Here is a 13569-nt window from a genome sequence, read left to right as displayed (position 1 = left end):
GCCCTCTTAACGACGAAAGGCAGCGACCTGATGGTCACTGCCTGGGCTCCGGGTGGACGCGTGCTTAGTGCTGCGCTCTATCGGCCCCACCCGGAGCCTTGATAAAGCGCCAATAGCCGGCACACACGCTGATCACGCGACCCAGGCTATACCGGCGTCCCCGAACTGGCCAAATCGGCCCGGTACGCAGCTAACGGTCCACTTACGGCCCAGTAAATATTTAACTTGCATGTTCAATTTGCTGTGATATGTGACCATGTGGATCAATATCGCATGTACCGGCATTAATAGTTCTTCAGTACTTGGGGACATATTGATCTTTGCTTGCTGGAAGCTATCATTGGCAAATGGCTGGTTCGGTCCTGAGCCAGCCTCACACAGGAGGTCAAGGGAGGAACATGGCTAAGCACAAGGCGGTAAAGGCGCTCGGGGTGGGGCTAGTGGCCGGCGGCCTGATGGTCGGCGGGCCCGCAGGTGTCGCGTTCGCCGATGGCGGTCTCGGAGGCCTTCTCGGCTCGGTCGTCGACGGCGCCAACGACGCGGTGCAGAACGTCGTCGGCGGCACGAACGGCGCCGTGCAGAACATCGTCGACCAGAACAACAAGGGCCTGCAGGGCATCACGGAAATCAACAACGAGGGCCTGCAGAGCGTCGTCGACCAGAACAACAAGGGCTTGCAGAGCATCGTCGACCAAAACAACAAGGGTCTGCAGAGCGGCGTCGGGTCGCTCAACGACGCCGTTCAGGCGACGGTGCCAGCCACGCAGTCCACATTGTCGGCCGCCAACGGGTTGGTGAGGTTCGCCGTCCACGGCTTGCTGAGGGGCGGCAACTAGTTCCGCGCTCGAAGACACCCCCGGTTCCCTGTCGGACCGGGGGTGATTCGTTACCGCCTATTACCCTCTGCTGCAGTGGGTTCGGTCAGCGGACCCGCGTCCAGGGTTGACAATTGAGCGACTCGAAGGCCTTGACGGTCGAGTTGATGTTCGCATACATCGGACCCATGGAGATGTTCGTCGCGAGGACGTTGTCCTTGTTCGCATCGGGTGTGCTGTAAGTGAACCAGACACACATCGAGTCCTGTGTCGGCACGTCGTTGATCCAGACGCCGAACACCGAGGCCGTTCCGTCCGAATGGTAGAGGCCTGGCGCGATGTCGGGCCCGACCAGAAAAAACCCGTTTCCCGGGATGGGATCCAGCGGCGCGGCCGCCGCCGGTGAGACATACGCGATTGCGGCCGCCGAGACGAACACCGCGGCGGCTGCTTGAGACCAACACTTCAAGGGCATCGTTCCTCGTTTCGTTGCCCGAAGACTTGATGTGCCTTGATGTGCAGCGTATGCCTTCGACCGTTGGGTGGTGCAGATTTCGCGACCGCGACGAGCGCGGCGCGGGCCACATCAGTCCGTTCCACCCACCACCAGACCCGGCCCATGCTCGCCGAAACCGAAAACACCCCCGGCCGCGACGACGGGGGTGTTTCGCCGAACTACGAACTAGTGCGCGTGGACGTGGGGACCGTGGCCGTGGCCGTCGTCTATCTTCCTCCGGCTTCTCCACCACCGCCGTCTCGGGAGTTTACGATGTGCCACTACTACCGAAACGGCGCCCGTACCGGTCATCCAGTTCAGCCAACAACGGACGCCACCACCTACAGAGTGGTTGGGCGAGACACGGGCTGCCGCGGCTGCAGCCAAACTCATTGGCGCAGAGCGGAATGGGCCAGTCTTTGTGCCCGTGATTTTTCGTGAACCAAGAGTTGACCCAGGCTCGAGGCCACCGATTCAACATCCTCGACGGCGAACCACGGTGGCGCCAACCGACAGCGAGTCGTTTGCTACTGTCCTGCAGTCATGAGCACGCCGTCACCCCCGCCTGGTTGGTATCCAGACCCCTCAAATCCCGGCCAATCCATCTACTGGGACGGCACAAAATGGACCGTACGCAGGGCAGGCGCGCCAACATCAGCGACTCAGGGCGTTGGTCGATCCAATTCCGATGCTGTGGTCAAGTGGGTCGCTGGCAGCGTCGCTGCAGTCGTAGGGTTGGTGATCGTCTTTTCCGCACTAGGCGGTAAAGACAGCGAGCCGATCGACGAGCTGCACCTGCCGCCCGTACGGGACGGCAAGCTGGAGTTCACCCTGCTTTCCTGGAACGGACACGCTGGAAAGCTGCGGGTTGTGAACATCGGAGACCGTTCGTGGTCATACGCCGGCGACAATCAGAAGGCTGTCGACGCCGGAGGCCGGGAATTCGACTGTGATGGCGAAACCGTAAGTGATATCCAGCCTGGGCAAGGGATCATCGACTCGCTCACATGCCGCAATGGCGAAGTTACTATCCACCACCTCGAAGTTCACGATTCTTGGCTTTCGCTCGGAGCCGACCTCATCCTGGAACCGACTCTCGGGGATGACCCACCATCGCCTTGAGCAACAAAGATTGACTCACATCATCCTGGGCGGCATGCTCGCCGAAACCGAAAACACCCCCGGCCCAAGCGGACCGGGGGTGCCTCGTCTCCGTGCCTAGTGCGCGTGGCCGTGGTGACCGTGGCCGTGGCCGTCGTCCTCGGGCTCCTCGGGCTTGTCAACAACCGCGGTCTCGGTGGTGAGCACCATCCGCGCGACCGAGGCCGCGTTCATCAGCGCCGAACGGGTCACCTTGACCGGGTCGACGATGCCGGCGGCCGCCAGGTCGCCGTAGCTCAGCGTCGCGGCGTTGAAGCCCTGTCCCTCAGGAAGTTCCAGGACCTTGCTCACCACCACCGAACCGTCGAGCCCGGCGTTGGTGGCGATCCAGTGCAGCGGTGCTGACAGCGCCGCGGCGAACAGGTCGACACCCAGCCGCTCGTCGCCGGAGAGGCTTTCGCGCAGCTTGTCGGTGGCTGCGCGGGCACGCACCAGCGCTGCCCCGCCACCGGCGATGATGCCTTCCTCGACCGCAGCCTTGGCCGCCGCGATCGCGTCCTCGACGCTTTCCTTGCGCTCCTTGAGCGCCGTCTCGGTGGCCGCGCCGACCTTGATGACGGCCACCCCGCCGGCCAGCTTGGCCAGCCGCTCTTCGAGCTTCTCGCGGTCCCAGTCCGAGTCGCTGGCCTCGATCTCGGCGCGCAACTGCTGGGCGCGCCCATCGATGGCGTCCTTGGTGCCGCCGCCGTCGACGATGACGGTGCTGTCCTTGTCGACGACGACGCGCCGCGCGGTGCCCAGCACGTCGAGGCCGGCCTCACGGAGCACCAGGCCCACGTCGGGGTTGACGACCTGCCCTCCGGTGACGATCGCGAGGTCCTCGAGGAACGCCTTGCGGCGGTCACCGAAGAACGGCGCCTTGACCGCGACGGCCTTCAGCGTCTTACGGATGGAGTTCACCACTAACGTTGAAAGCGCTTCGCCCTCAACGTCTTCGGCGATGATCAGCAGCGGCTTACCGGCTTCGGCGACCTTTTCCAGCAGCGGCAGCAGGTCGGGCAGCGAGCTGATCTTCTCGCGGTGCAGCAGCACCAGCGCGTCCTCGAGCACCGCCTGCTGGGCGTCGAAGTCGGTGATGAAGTATGCGGACAGGAAGCCCTTGTCGAAGCCGACACCCTCGGTGATCTCGAGTTCGGTGTTCAGCGTCGAGGACTCCTCGACGGTGACGACGCCGTCGTGGCCCACCTTGGTCATCGCCTCACCGACCATCTCACCGATCTCATCATCGCGTGACGAGACGGTGGCAACCTGGGCGATGCCCTGCTTGTCGGACACCGGTGTGGCCGACGTCAGCAGCGCTTCAGAGACCGCGTCGGCGGCCTTGGCGATGCCCTGGCCCAGCGCGATCGGGTTGGCGCCGGCGGCGACGTTGCGCAGCCCGCCCTTGACGAGGGACTGGGCGAGCACCGTCGCGGTGGTGGTGCCGTCGCCGGTGACGTCGTTGGTCTTGGTTGCGACGGACTTCACCAGCTGCGCGCCGAGGTTTTCGAACGGATCCTCGAGGTCGATTTCGCGCGCGATCGTCACGCCGTCGTTGGTGATCTGCGGTCCGCCGAACGCCTTGGCCAGCACGACGTGTCGGCCACGCGGCCCGAGGGTCACGCGAACTGCGTCGGCGAGCTTGTCTACGCCCGCTTCCAGTGCGCGGCGCGCAGTTTCGTTGTACTCAATCTGCTTGCTCATGGATGTCTTTCCCTAGTTACGCATGCCGCCCCGGAGATCACCCGTTGGAACGGGGATTTCCGGGGCGGTACACGGGCGCTTACTTGTTGACGACAGCCAGCACGTCGCGGGCCGACAGGATCAGGTACTCCTCGCCGTTGTACTTGATCTCGGTGCCGCCGTACTTGCTGTAGATGACGGTGTCGCCCTCCGACACGTCCAGCGGGATCCGCTTTTCGCCGTCCTCATCCCAGCGGCCAGGGCCGACTGCGACGACGGTGCCTTCCTGCGGCTTCTCCTTGGCGGTGTCGGGAATGACCAGACCGGAAGCGGTCGTGGTCTCGGCCTCGTTGGCCTGTACGAGGATCTTGTCCTCGAGTGGCTTGATGTTCACGCTCGCCACGATGGAGCCCTCCAGTGGTTCGGGTAGTAGATCCGGGGCCAGGCCCCGGATCTAGAGATTCCAGTGTTACCAGGTGTTCGGCATAGCGTCCGTGCCCAGGAGCCGTCGTCGCGGGTGCCGGCACAGGGGGTTGGCCGCCTGCCACCTAGCACTCTATACATGAGAGTGCTAGCACTCAAGGTCACCCCTCTGCCTAATTCCTGGCAGCAGGTGATCGGACACGTCACCGAGCAACTCGATGTCGACGTGGCGGTCGGTGAAATACCAGCCGGAGCGGTCCCGGGCGAAGCTGTCTCGGTAGCGGCCCACGACGATCGGCTGCAGCGCAATGGTGTCGGTGGCCTGTACAACGCAGAACGTCGAGCGGGCCTGCGCGGTGTCACCGTCCACCTCCACGATGGGGTTGAGCACCAGGTGCCGGGTGCGTGGGGTGTTGGTGTGCTCCGGAAAGCGACGGGTCGTGGCGGCGAAGAGACCGGCGATGTCCTCCTCGCCGGCCACCCCCATGAACCGTCCCCTGCCCAGCAGCCGCCCGACCCCCTCGAAGTCGCCGGCGTCGATCAGCTCGGCATAGCGGTACAGCAGCTCGGTGACGGCGAGCTTGTCGTCCGTGCTCACGCGACCTGTCCCTGCAGCACCGGAAGGCCCGGGTCGCTGGCCACATCCAGCGGCGACGCCGTCGCACCGGCGGCGATCAGGTGCGCAGCGAAGGACGCGATCATCGCGCCGTTGTCGGTGCACAGCCGCGGCCGCGGTATGCGCAACGTCAGCCCGGCGGCCGCGCAGCGTTCCTCGGCCAGCTCGCGCAACCGCGAATTGGCCGCCACCCCACCGGCGATCAGCAGCGTCTTGACCCCGAGCGCGGTCGCGGCGCGCACGGCTTTGCGGGTCAGCACATCGGCGACGGCCTCCTGGAAACCCGCCGCCACGTCGGCCTGCGCGGCGTCGGGATGGCTTTCGACATAGCGGGCCACCGCGGTCTTGAGCCCGGAGAAGCTGAACGCGTAGGGATCGTCGCGCGGGCCGGTCATGCCGCGCGGGAAGACGACCGCGTCGCGGTCGCCGGTGCGGGACAGGTCGTCGAGCACCCTGCCGCCCGGATAGCCGAGCCCGAGCAGCCGCGCCACCTTGTCGTAGGCCTCCCCCGCGGCGTCGTCGACGGTGCTGCCCAGCTCGACGATCGGCTCACCCAGCGACCGCACGTGCAGCAGGTTGGTATGCCCGCCCGACACCAGCAGACCCACGCACTCGGGAAGCGGGCCGTGGTCGTAGACGTCTGCGGCCAGGTGCCCACCCAGATGGTTGACCGCGTAGAACGGCACCTGCCACGATGCCGAATAGGCCTTGGCCGCAGCCACTCCCACCAGCAGCGCACCGGCGAGACCGGGGCCGATGGTGGCCGCGACGACGTCGGGTTTGGTGACGTTGGCCGCCTCCAGCGCGCGGCGCATCGTCGGGCCCAGCGCCTCCAGGTGCGCCCGGCTGGCGATCTCGGGGACGACGCCGCCGAACCGGGCATGTTCGTCGACGCTGGAGGCCACCTCGTCGGCGAGCAACGCCACCGTGCCGTCGGCATCGAGTTGTGCGATGCCGACTCCGGTTTCGTCGCAGGAGCTTTCGATGGCCAGGATGACAGTCATGAGGGATCTCGTCTCATCGTATAGGCATCGGCGCCGCTGACGCGGTAGTAGCGCCTGCGCACGCCGACGATGACGAACCCCAAGCTCTCGTACAGTTTGATGGCGGCCTCGTTGTCGGTGCGAACTTCAAGGAAAACCATTGCGTCCGATGCAATTTCGAGCAGCCGCGCGACCAGCTCCCTGCCGATGCCCTGCCCCTGGTAGGCGGGGTCAACGCCGACGGTGTGGATCTCGTACTCGTAGGGTCGTTTTCGGCCGAGCCGCGCGATGCCGGCATAGCCGACGAGCTTGTCCTGCGCGCGCGCCGCGACATAGTGGATGTGCTTGGCCGCCAGCTCGGCCAGAAACGCCCGCGTCGGCCAGGGGTCGTCACCGTCGAACAGCTGCGCCTCCAGCTCCGCGCACCGGGCCGCGTCGCGGGGGGTCAGCTTGCCGTATTCGACGTTCATCGGGGCGCTGCCGACGGTTTGGCGTCGGGGCGTCGCAGGTAGAGCGGGATCAGCGGGGCCGGTTCGGCCGACCAGTCCGCGACGGCTCGCACCAGCCCCGCCGGCGTCGGATACAGCGCGGGTCCGGCCAGGATGTCGGCCGCGCCGGGCACATCGGCGGGGGCGTTGACCGCCGGCCCGTCGATGCGTACGCCGTCGCGGTAACGCGCCCAGTACACCTCGCGACGGCGGGCGTCGGTGACCACCAGCACCTCACCGGTGGTTTGGACGCCTATGGCGTCCAGGCTGCAGACACCGTGCACGGGCACCCCCAGCGCATGCCCGAACGCCGCCGCGGTGGCCATCCCGACCCGCAGCCCGGTAAATGGCCCGGGGCCGCAGCCCACGACGACGGCGTTCAGCTCATCGAAGGTGACCTGTGCGTCGGCCAGCGCTGCCACCACGTTGGGGGTCAGTTGTTCGGCATGTGCGCGGGCGTCGACGGTCACCCGCTGCGCCAACACATGCGCCGCCGTATCGAGGCGCACCACGCCCGCGGTGACGGCCGGGGTGGCGGTGTCGATGGCCAGCACCATAAGGCTCATGGTGCGCTCCAGTCCCATACCGCGGTGCGCACTTCGCTGTCCGAGCCGCGTTCCAGCCGCACGTCGAGGTAGCTGTCGGAGAGCCGCTCGGCAAGCCGTTCACCCCATTCGACGACCACGACGGCGTCCTCGAGGTCGGTGTCCAGATCCAGCGAGTCCAGCTCGGCCAGCAGGTCGACCGAAGGCTGATCTAGCAGCCGGTACAGGTCGACGTGAATCATCGCCGGTGCCTCGGGTTTTCGGGCACGATGCACGCGCGCGAGCACGAACGTCGGTGAGATGACCGGACCATCGACGTCCATCGCCTCTGCGATTCCCTTGGCCAACACCGTTTTCCCCGCACCCAGCGGTCCCGACAACACCACCACGTCCCCTGCGCGCAGCTGCGCGCCCAGCCGTGCGCCCAGTGCGGCGGTGTCTTCGGCAGTGGGTAATTCCGCTGTGCCGGGGGCACGTTCAGTCACGGTTGCGGACCCGTTCGACGACGCGGCGGGTAAGCGCGACGAGCTTGGAGGGAGTGGCCCGTTCGACCATCCGCACCAGCGCGTCGTCGATGATGTCGGCCTGTTCGAGTTGCACCAGATGCCCTGCGCCGGGCACGATCACCAACTCGGACTTGGGCAGCGCGGCCGCCATGTCTTCGGAGTACTCCTTCGGCGTGAGCAGATCGCGGTCACCGCAGGCGATCAACGTGGGCACTTTCGCCAGGGTGGCCAGCCCCTCGGATTCGTCGTGCACCTCGAGGGCATGCAGGAACTCCACCACGGTCGCTATCGGCGTGTCGTGCATCATCTGCTCGGAGAACGCCACGACGCTGGGGCTGACCTCCTCGTCACCGTAGGATGCCGCGCGCAGGATCGGCGCGATCACCGACTTGGCGACGCCGCGGGTGCGGTGCACGGCCTTGGGCGCGTAGCGCACGGCGAAGCGCACCGCCTCCAGCGCCGGGTTCTTCAGGATCTCGCCGAGCGGTGATCGCGAGACACCTTCGGCCGCAGAGGAGATCAGCGCGGCGCCGACGATGCGTGTCGGATAGCGCTGCGGGTACTGGCGGGCGTGGGACAGCACGGTCATCCCGCCCATCGAGTGTCCGACCAGCACTACCGGGCCCTGCGGTGCCATCACCGCGAGCACGGCCTCCAGGTCACGGCCCAGTTGCTCGACCGTGTACTCCTGGGGCGCGGACTCCTCGGACCGGCCGTGGCCACGCTGGTCGTAGAACACCATGCGCACCTGATCGCCCCACTGCTCGGTGAGCCGGGCCCGCTGAAAGTGGAAGGCGCCCATGCGCAGACAGAACCCGTGCGCGAATACGACGGTGAGAAACGCGTCTTTGGGGCCAACCTCGCGCACGGCGAGCGACACACCGTCGGGTGTGGTGACCACATAGCCGCGGTCGGCGTCGAGCAGGGTGAAGTCTTCGTATGCGTACGGGTCATCGACACTGAGCCGGCGGCGCAGCGAACGGGCGACCGAGAACCCCGCAGCCGTGCCGACTGCGGTCAGCCCGGCCCCGCCCGCCAACCAGCGGCCACCCGCACCACGGTCGTCTGGTGGCTCGATTTCGTTGTCCGTCAACGGTTCGTGCCTGCCTGTTGGGTTCCGCGGTAAGTCCTGACGACACGGCCGCGCGGGCTGGTGACCACCTCGTAGTTGATGGTGCCCAGCAGATCCGCCCAGTTCTGCGCGGTGGGCTCGCCATGTGTGCCTGGCCCGAACAGAATCGCGTCGTCGCCTTCGGCCACATCCGTGTCGGGGCCCAGATCGACCACGAACTGGTCCATGCAGATCCGGCCCACGTTGGGTCGCAGCCGACCGTTGATCAGCACGTCGATGCGCCCACTCAACACTCGAAACACCCCGTCCGCATACCCGATCGGGATCAACCCAACCGTGGTGTCGCGCTCGGCGATCCAGGTGTGCCCGTAGGAGACCCCGTCCCCGGCGCGTATCGATCGAACAAGCGTCACAGGGCATTTCAGCGTCATCGCGGGGTGCAGGCCCATGTCGCCGCGTTCGGGGATCGGGGTCTGCCCGTAGACGGCGATGCCCGGGCGGACGAGGTCGAACGCCAGGTCCGGGCGCGTGATCGCGGCAGGCGAGTTGCTTAGATGCGCGATCTCGAACGCCACACCCTGCTCGCGCGCGTACCGCAGCATGTCGGTCAGACGTTCACCCTGCTGGGCGTTGAGGGGATGCTCGGGGCAGTCGCCGTGCACCAGATGCGACATCAGGCCGCGTAGCCGCACCGCGCCGTCGACGTGTGCGCGCTTCAACGCGGTCAGCAGCGCGGGATAGTCCGACGGGCTGCAGCCGTTGCGGCTCAGCCCGGTGTCGACCTTCACGGTGACCGTCGCGGCGGCTCCGGTGCGTTCGACCGCGTCGAGCAGCTCGTCGAGTTGGCGCACCGACGACAGCCCGATCTCGACGCCGGCGTTCAGCGCGGGCGCGAAGTCCGTGCCGGGCGGGTGCAGCCACGCCAGCACGGGCGCGGTGACCCCGTCGCGCCGCAACGCCACCGCCTCGCCGACGGTGGCGACACCCAGTTCGGTAGCACCTGCGGCCAAGGCGGTCCGGGCGACCTGGGCGGCGCCGTGACCGTATCCGTCCGCCTTCACGACGACCATCACCTGCGCGGATCCTGCCAGCTCGCGCAGCAGCCGCACGTTGTGGGCGATGGCGTCGAGATCCACCACCGCCTGGGCGGGCGCGGCGGCGGATGTCGTCAGCTCGGTCGTGTGCATGCTCATGTCACTACGGCCGATTGTCCCAGACGGGTGGTCTGGATCGCCGCGCGCGACCGCCTACGCGTTCGCCCGCGCCTCGAGCTGAGTGTTTTCCAGCACAGTGACCGCCAGGATGTCGCTGGGGACGTCGACTTCGATGCGGTGCCACCGTCCCCTCGTCATATCGAAATCCCCTCTCTGTCAGTGCATCGCTCGGCGCAGCACTGCCGCGAGTTCGGCGATCTGCCGCTGCGACACCTCCGCCGACAGGATGGCCTGCGAGCCGTGGAAGGTGCCCGACCACTGGTGTGCCTCGACCGGGACGCCGGCCGCCATCAGGCGCATCGCGTAGACGAGGCCTTCGTCGCGGTTCGGGCAGAACTCCGCGGTCGCGATGTAGGCCGCAGGCAGGCCGGACAGTTCCGTTGCCCGCGCCGGCGCGGCGTACGGGGTTGCGGTCGCGCCGCCGAGGTAGTGCTTCCAGATCGCCGTCACCTTGTCCCGGTTCATCCACGGCGTTTCGGTGAAGTTGCGTGCCGACCAGGTCTCCTGCCGGTCGTCGAGGCCGGGCTGGTTGAGCAGTTGGAAGCGGATTGTCGGGCCTCCTTCGTCGCGGGCGCGCAGCGCGACGGCGGTTGCGAGTGCGGCGCCGGCACTGTGCCCGCCTACCGCGATCCGGTCGGGGTCCACACCAAGCTCCGCGGCGTGCTTCGCGGTCCACTCCAGCACCGCGTAGGCGTCGTCGATTGCGGCGGGGAACGGGTTCTCCGGGGCCAGCCGGTAGCCGACGGAGACCACCGTCACCCCGGATCCGGCGGCCACCCTGGTGGCCCACGGATGCTCGGTGCTCAGGTCGCCCATCACGAAGCCTCCACCGTGCAGCCAGACGATCGCGGCCTCGGCGCCCGGTGGCCGGTAGATGCGGATCGGCACCTCCGGTTCGGCGGGCACCGTACGGTCCTCGACCACCAGGTCGGCGACGTCGGGCACCGGTATCGCGGCGGCCAGCGCGGCGAAGTTCTTGCGTTCTTCGACGGGATCGGACAGTTCGGCCGGGGGGAACAATGCGAGAAACGCTTCGAGTTCGGGGTCCATGTTTCCCATACTCGGCGCTTGCCGCCCGCAAGACATCCGACATTCGTCGGCAATAGTCAGGTGATCATCCGACGATCGGCGCCTACGCTGCACAGCATGGAAGCGTTGGTGGCGCGGCTGTCGCGGCTGGACGCCGACGCCGAAGGCGCGCTGCGGGTGGTCACGTTTTTCGACACGCTGATGCGCAGGCGCGTGGATCTGCCCGCGCTGGCGCGGGCCGCGGCGGGCCTGGCCGAGTGCACGGCCGGCATCCGCCTGCACGCCACCGGACAGTCGATCCGGATGTCTGCCGCCGGCACCGAGGCGTCCGATCCGGCGCAGTCCGCGTCGTCGGAAGCCGTCGTCATGCTCGACGACGAGGACATCGGCACCGTTTGGCTGGAGCGTTGCGGACCGGTCCGGTCCCTCGACGAGCTGGCATTGGAACGCCTGGCGATCGCGGTGGCCGCCGTCGTCGAACGGTACGGCCCAGCGCAGACCACGATGGCCGACCCCGCGCTGGTGGAGCTGGTCATCGCCGGCGACACCGATGATGCGGGCAGAAACCGCGCGTTGCGCCTGCTGGGTTTCGCGCCCGGCAGCCCGGTCCGCGTCGCCGCAGTGCGTTCAGCGACGCCGTTGGACCGGCTCGGCGCCATGGTGTGCCCGGCGCGGCCGGTCAAGGCGGCGCAGCTCGGCGATGTCGGCGTGCTGTTGACCGGGGAAATAGCCGACGAGGCGTTTCCGGCAGGGGTGCGCGCGGGCGTCGGCGTCGCCAAGCACGCCGCCCGGTCGTGGCGGGAGGCACGTACGGCGCTGCGGTTCACCACCGCCCGTCGCCCCGTGGTGCGCTACGACACGCTCGGTGCCGTCGCACTGCTCGCGCAGGTGCCTGAAGGCATCGCCCGCGACCATCCCGATGTGGCTGCTGTCACCCGGTTGGCAAGCACGCCAAGCGATCTCGATACGCTCGATGCGTACTGCACGACCGGTTCGCTGCGCCGCGCCGCCGACGTGCTCCACCTGCACCACAGCAGCGTGGCGCGCAGGCTCGATCAGCTCGGCAAGACGCTCGGGTTCAGCCTCACCGAATCCGGCGGGCTGCTGCGGGCCAGCGTCGCGTTGACGACCTGGCGGCTACTCGACGACAGCTGAACGCGTCAGTGCGCGAAGGGTTGCACCCCGTTGAAGTGCCCGCCGGGTTTGAGCTCGTCGAGATGATCCAAAACGGTGGTCAGATCGTCGCGTAACGCGCGGGCCATGTCGGCGGAAAAGCCCTCTCGCACCACGACGCGCAGCACGGCGACGTCGTTGGCGTTGTCCGGCATCGTGTAGGCGGGTACCTGCCAGCCGTAGGCGCGCAGGGTGTGTGAGATGTCGAACTCGGTGTAGCCGAAATCGCCGGACAGCTTGAAGCTGACCACCGGGATCGCCGACCCGTCGGTGATCACCTCGAAATGTTTACTGTCGCGCAGCTGGTCGCCGAGCCAGCGCGCGGTCTGCGACAAGCTCTGCATGACCTGGCCGTATCCCGCGCGGCCGAGGCGCAGGAAGTTGTAGTACTGGCCGACCACCTGGTTGCCGGGCCGGGAGAAGTTCAGCGTGAACGTCGGCATGTCGCCGCCGAGGTAGTTGACCCGGAACACGAGGTCCTCGGGCAGGTGTTCGGCGCTGCGCCACACCACAAACCCGATGCCCGGGTAGGTCAGCCCATACTTGTGGCCGCTGACGTTGATCGACACCACCCGCGGCAGCCGGAAGTCCCATTGCAGGTCCGGGTGCAGGAACGGCACCACGAAGCCGCCGCTGGCCGCGTCGACGTGCACGGGCACGTCCACTCCCCCGTCGCCGGCCGCGAGCTTGTCCAGGGCGGCGCAGATCTCCCCGATCGGCTCGAGTTCGCCGGTGTATGTGGTGCCCAGGATGGCGACCACGCCGATGGTGTCTTCGTCGACGTGATCCAGCACCTGCTCCGGGGTGATGACGTAGCGGCCCTTCTCCATCGGCAGATACCGCGGTTCGACGTCGAAGTAGCGGCAGAACTTCTCCCACACCACCTGCACGTTGGAGCCCATCACCAGGTTGGGGGTACGCCCTTTCCAATCTTTGCCGACGCGGTCACGCCAGCGCCACTTCATCGCGAGTCCGGCGAGCATGACGGCCTCGCTGGAGCCGATGGTCGACACGCCCACGGCGCTGGACGGATCGTCGTCGCGTAGGTCTTCGGCGTGGAACAGGTCGGCCACCATGCACACACAGCGCTGCTCGATCGCGGCGGTCGCCGGATATTCGTCCTTGTCGATCATGTTCTTGTCGAACGTCTCGGCCATCAGCTTCTCGGCCTGCGGATCCATCCACGTCGTGACGAACGTGGCGAGGTTCAGCCGGGAACTGCCGTCCAGCATCAACTCGTCGTGGATGAACCGGTAGGCCGCGTCCGGGGGCATCGACTCGTCGGGCAGCCGCAGCGACGGGATCGGCGCCATTTCAAGCCGTCCCGTATAGGCCGGTGCGACAATCGGTGCGGAACTGCGCCTGCGCGACATAACGAAACCCTTT

15 protein-coding genes and 1 pseudogene are annotated in these 13569 nt (G+C 67.2%); 4 read left to right on the top strand and 12 right to left on the bottom strand.

Annotated elements, in window-relative coordinates; genetic code table 11:
* Positions 1-398: 398 nt before the first annotated feature.
* A complete protein-coding gene (locus ABQE44_RS04720; RefSeq protein ID WP_448392892.1) occupies positions 399-836 on the top strand; it encodes a hypothetical protein in 438 nt (145 codons plus the stop codon).
* Positions 837-921: 85 nt separating this feature from the next.
* On the opposite strand, the gene ABQE44_RS04715 is transcribed toward ABQE44_RS04720, so the two are convergent.
* Positions 922-1290, bottom strand: a complete 369-nt coding sequence (locus ABQE44_RS04715; protein WP_448392891.1) for an Rv1352/Rv1906c domain-containing protein — start codon at positions 1288-1290, stop codon at positions 922-924.
* Between the two features lie 564 nt (positions 1291-1854).
* Here ABQE44_RS04715 and ABQE44_RS04710 point away from each other — a divergent pair.
* Positions 1855-1956 (top strand): annotated as a pseudogene (locus ABQE44_RS04710) (DUF2510 domain-containing protein); the annotation flags it as partial.
* Positions 1957-2046: 90 nt separating this feature from the next.
* Complete coding sequence (locus ABQE44_RS04705) at positions 2047-2433, top strand: DUF4352 domain-containing protein (protein WP_448393149.1); 387 nt, start codon at positions 2047-2049, stop codon at positions 2431-2433.
* A 96-nt stretch (positions 2434-2529) separates the two neighbouring features.
* On the opposite strand, the gene groL is transcribed toward ABQE44_RS04705, so the two are convergent.
* From groL to ABQE44_RS04655, 10 genes are all read right to left on the bottom strand, one after another.
* Positions 2530-4155: a chaperonin GroEL gene (gene groL / locus ABQE44_RS04700; protein WP_448392890.1), complete on the bottom strand. Its 1626-nt coding sequence runs from the start codon at positions 4153-4155 to the stop codon at positions 2530-2532.
* Positions 4156-4234: 79 nt separating this feature from the next.
* A complete protein-coding gene (groES, locus tag ABQE44_RS04695; protein WP_046754122.1) occupies positions 4235-4537 on the bottom strand; it encodes a co-chaperone GroES in 303 nt (100 codons plus the stop codon).
* Between the two features lie 168 nt (positions 4538-4705).
* Positions 4706-5155 carry a nuclear transport factor 2 family protein gene (locus tag ABQE44_RS04690; RefSeq protein ID WP_448428531.1) on the bottom strand — a complete coding sequence of 150 codons (450 nt, stop codon included), beginning with the start codon at positions 5153-5155 and terminating at the stop codon, positions 4706-4708.
* Entirely contained in the window at positions 5152-6177 is a 1026-nt protein-coding gene (gene tsaD / locus ABQE44_RS04685; protein ID WP_448428529.1) for a tRNA (adenosine(37)-N6)-threonylcarbamoyltransferase complex transferase subunit TsaD, read from the bottom strand. The genes ABQE44_RS04690 and tsaD overlap by 4 nt, the downstream gene beginning before the upstream one ends.
* A complete protein-coding gene (gene rimI / locus ABQE44_RS04680; protein WP_448392887.1) occupies positions 6174-6626 on the bottom strand; it encodes a ribosomal protein S18-alanine N-acetyltransferase in 453 nt (150 codons plus the stop codon). Before rimI ends, tsaD begins: the two co-directional genes overlap by 4 nt.
* Complete coding sequence (tsaB, locus tag ABQE44_RS04675) at positions 6623-7210, bottom strand: tRNA (adenosine(37)-N6)-threonylcarbamoyltransferase complex dimerization subunit type 1 TsaB (RefSeq protein ID WP_448428527.1); 588 nt, start codon at positions 7208-7210, stop codon at positions 6623-6625. The genes rimI and tsaB overlap by 4 nt, the downstream gene beginning before the upstream one ends.
* A complete protein-coding gene (gene tsaE, locus ABQE44_RS04670; protein ID WP_448428525.1) occupies positions 7207-7674 on the bottom strand; it encodes a tRNA (adenosine(37)-N6)-threonylcarbamoyltransferase complex ATPase subunit type 1 TsaE in 468 nt (155 codons plus the stop codon). Before tsaE ends, tsaB begins: the two co-directional genes overlap by 4 nt.
* Positions 7667-8788 (bottom strand): alpha/beta fold hydrolase, encoded by a 1122-nt coding sequence (locus ABQE44_RS04665; RefSeq protein ID WP_448392884.1) that lies wholly within the window; start codon positions 8786-8788, stop codon positions 7667-7669. The genes tsaE and ABQE44_RS04665 overlap by 8 nt, the downstream gene beginning before the upstream one ends.
* Complete coding sequence (alr, locus tag ABQE44_RS04660; protein ID WP_448428523.1) at positions 8785-9960, bottom strand: alanine racemase; 1176 nt, start codon at positions 9958-9960, stop codon at positions 8785-8787. The genes ABQE44_RS04665 and alr overlap by 4 nt, the downstream gene beginning before the upstream one ends.
* A 177-nt stretch (positions 9961-10137) precedes the next feature.
* Positions 10138-11031, bottom strand: coding sequence for an alpha/beta hydrolase (locus ABQE44_RS04655; RefSeq protein ID WP_448428521.1), 894 nt, complete (start codon positions 11029-11031; stop codon positions 10138-10140).
* A 96-nt stretch (positions 11032-11127) separates the two neighbouring features.
* On the opposite strand from ABQE44_RS04655, the gene ABQE44_RS04650 reads away from it, so the two are divergent.
* The gene (locus tag ABQE44_RS04650; RefSeq protein ID WP_448428519.1) at positions 11128-12165 is read left to right on the top strand and encodes a helix-turn-helix domain-containing protein; all 1038 of its coding nucleotides are present in this window, start codon (positions 11128-11130) and stop codon (positions 12163-12165) included.
* A gap of 5 nt (positions 12166-12170) precedes the next feature.
* Here ABQE44_RS04650 and ABQE44_RS04645 read toward each other — a convergent pair whose 3' ends face one another.
* Positions 12171-13556 carry a glutamate decarboxylase gene (locus ABQE44_RS04645; protein ID WP_448392880.1) on the bottom strand — a complete coding sequence of 462 codons (1386 nt, stop codon included), beginning with the start codon at positions 13554-13556 and terminating at the stop codon, positions 12171-12173.
* Positions 13557-13569: the final 13 nt, after the last annotated feature.

This window comes from Mycolicibacterium sp. XJ2546, assembly GCF_053483195.1.
This window is presented reverse-complemented; position numbering and strand designations above follow the sequence as displayed.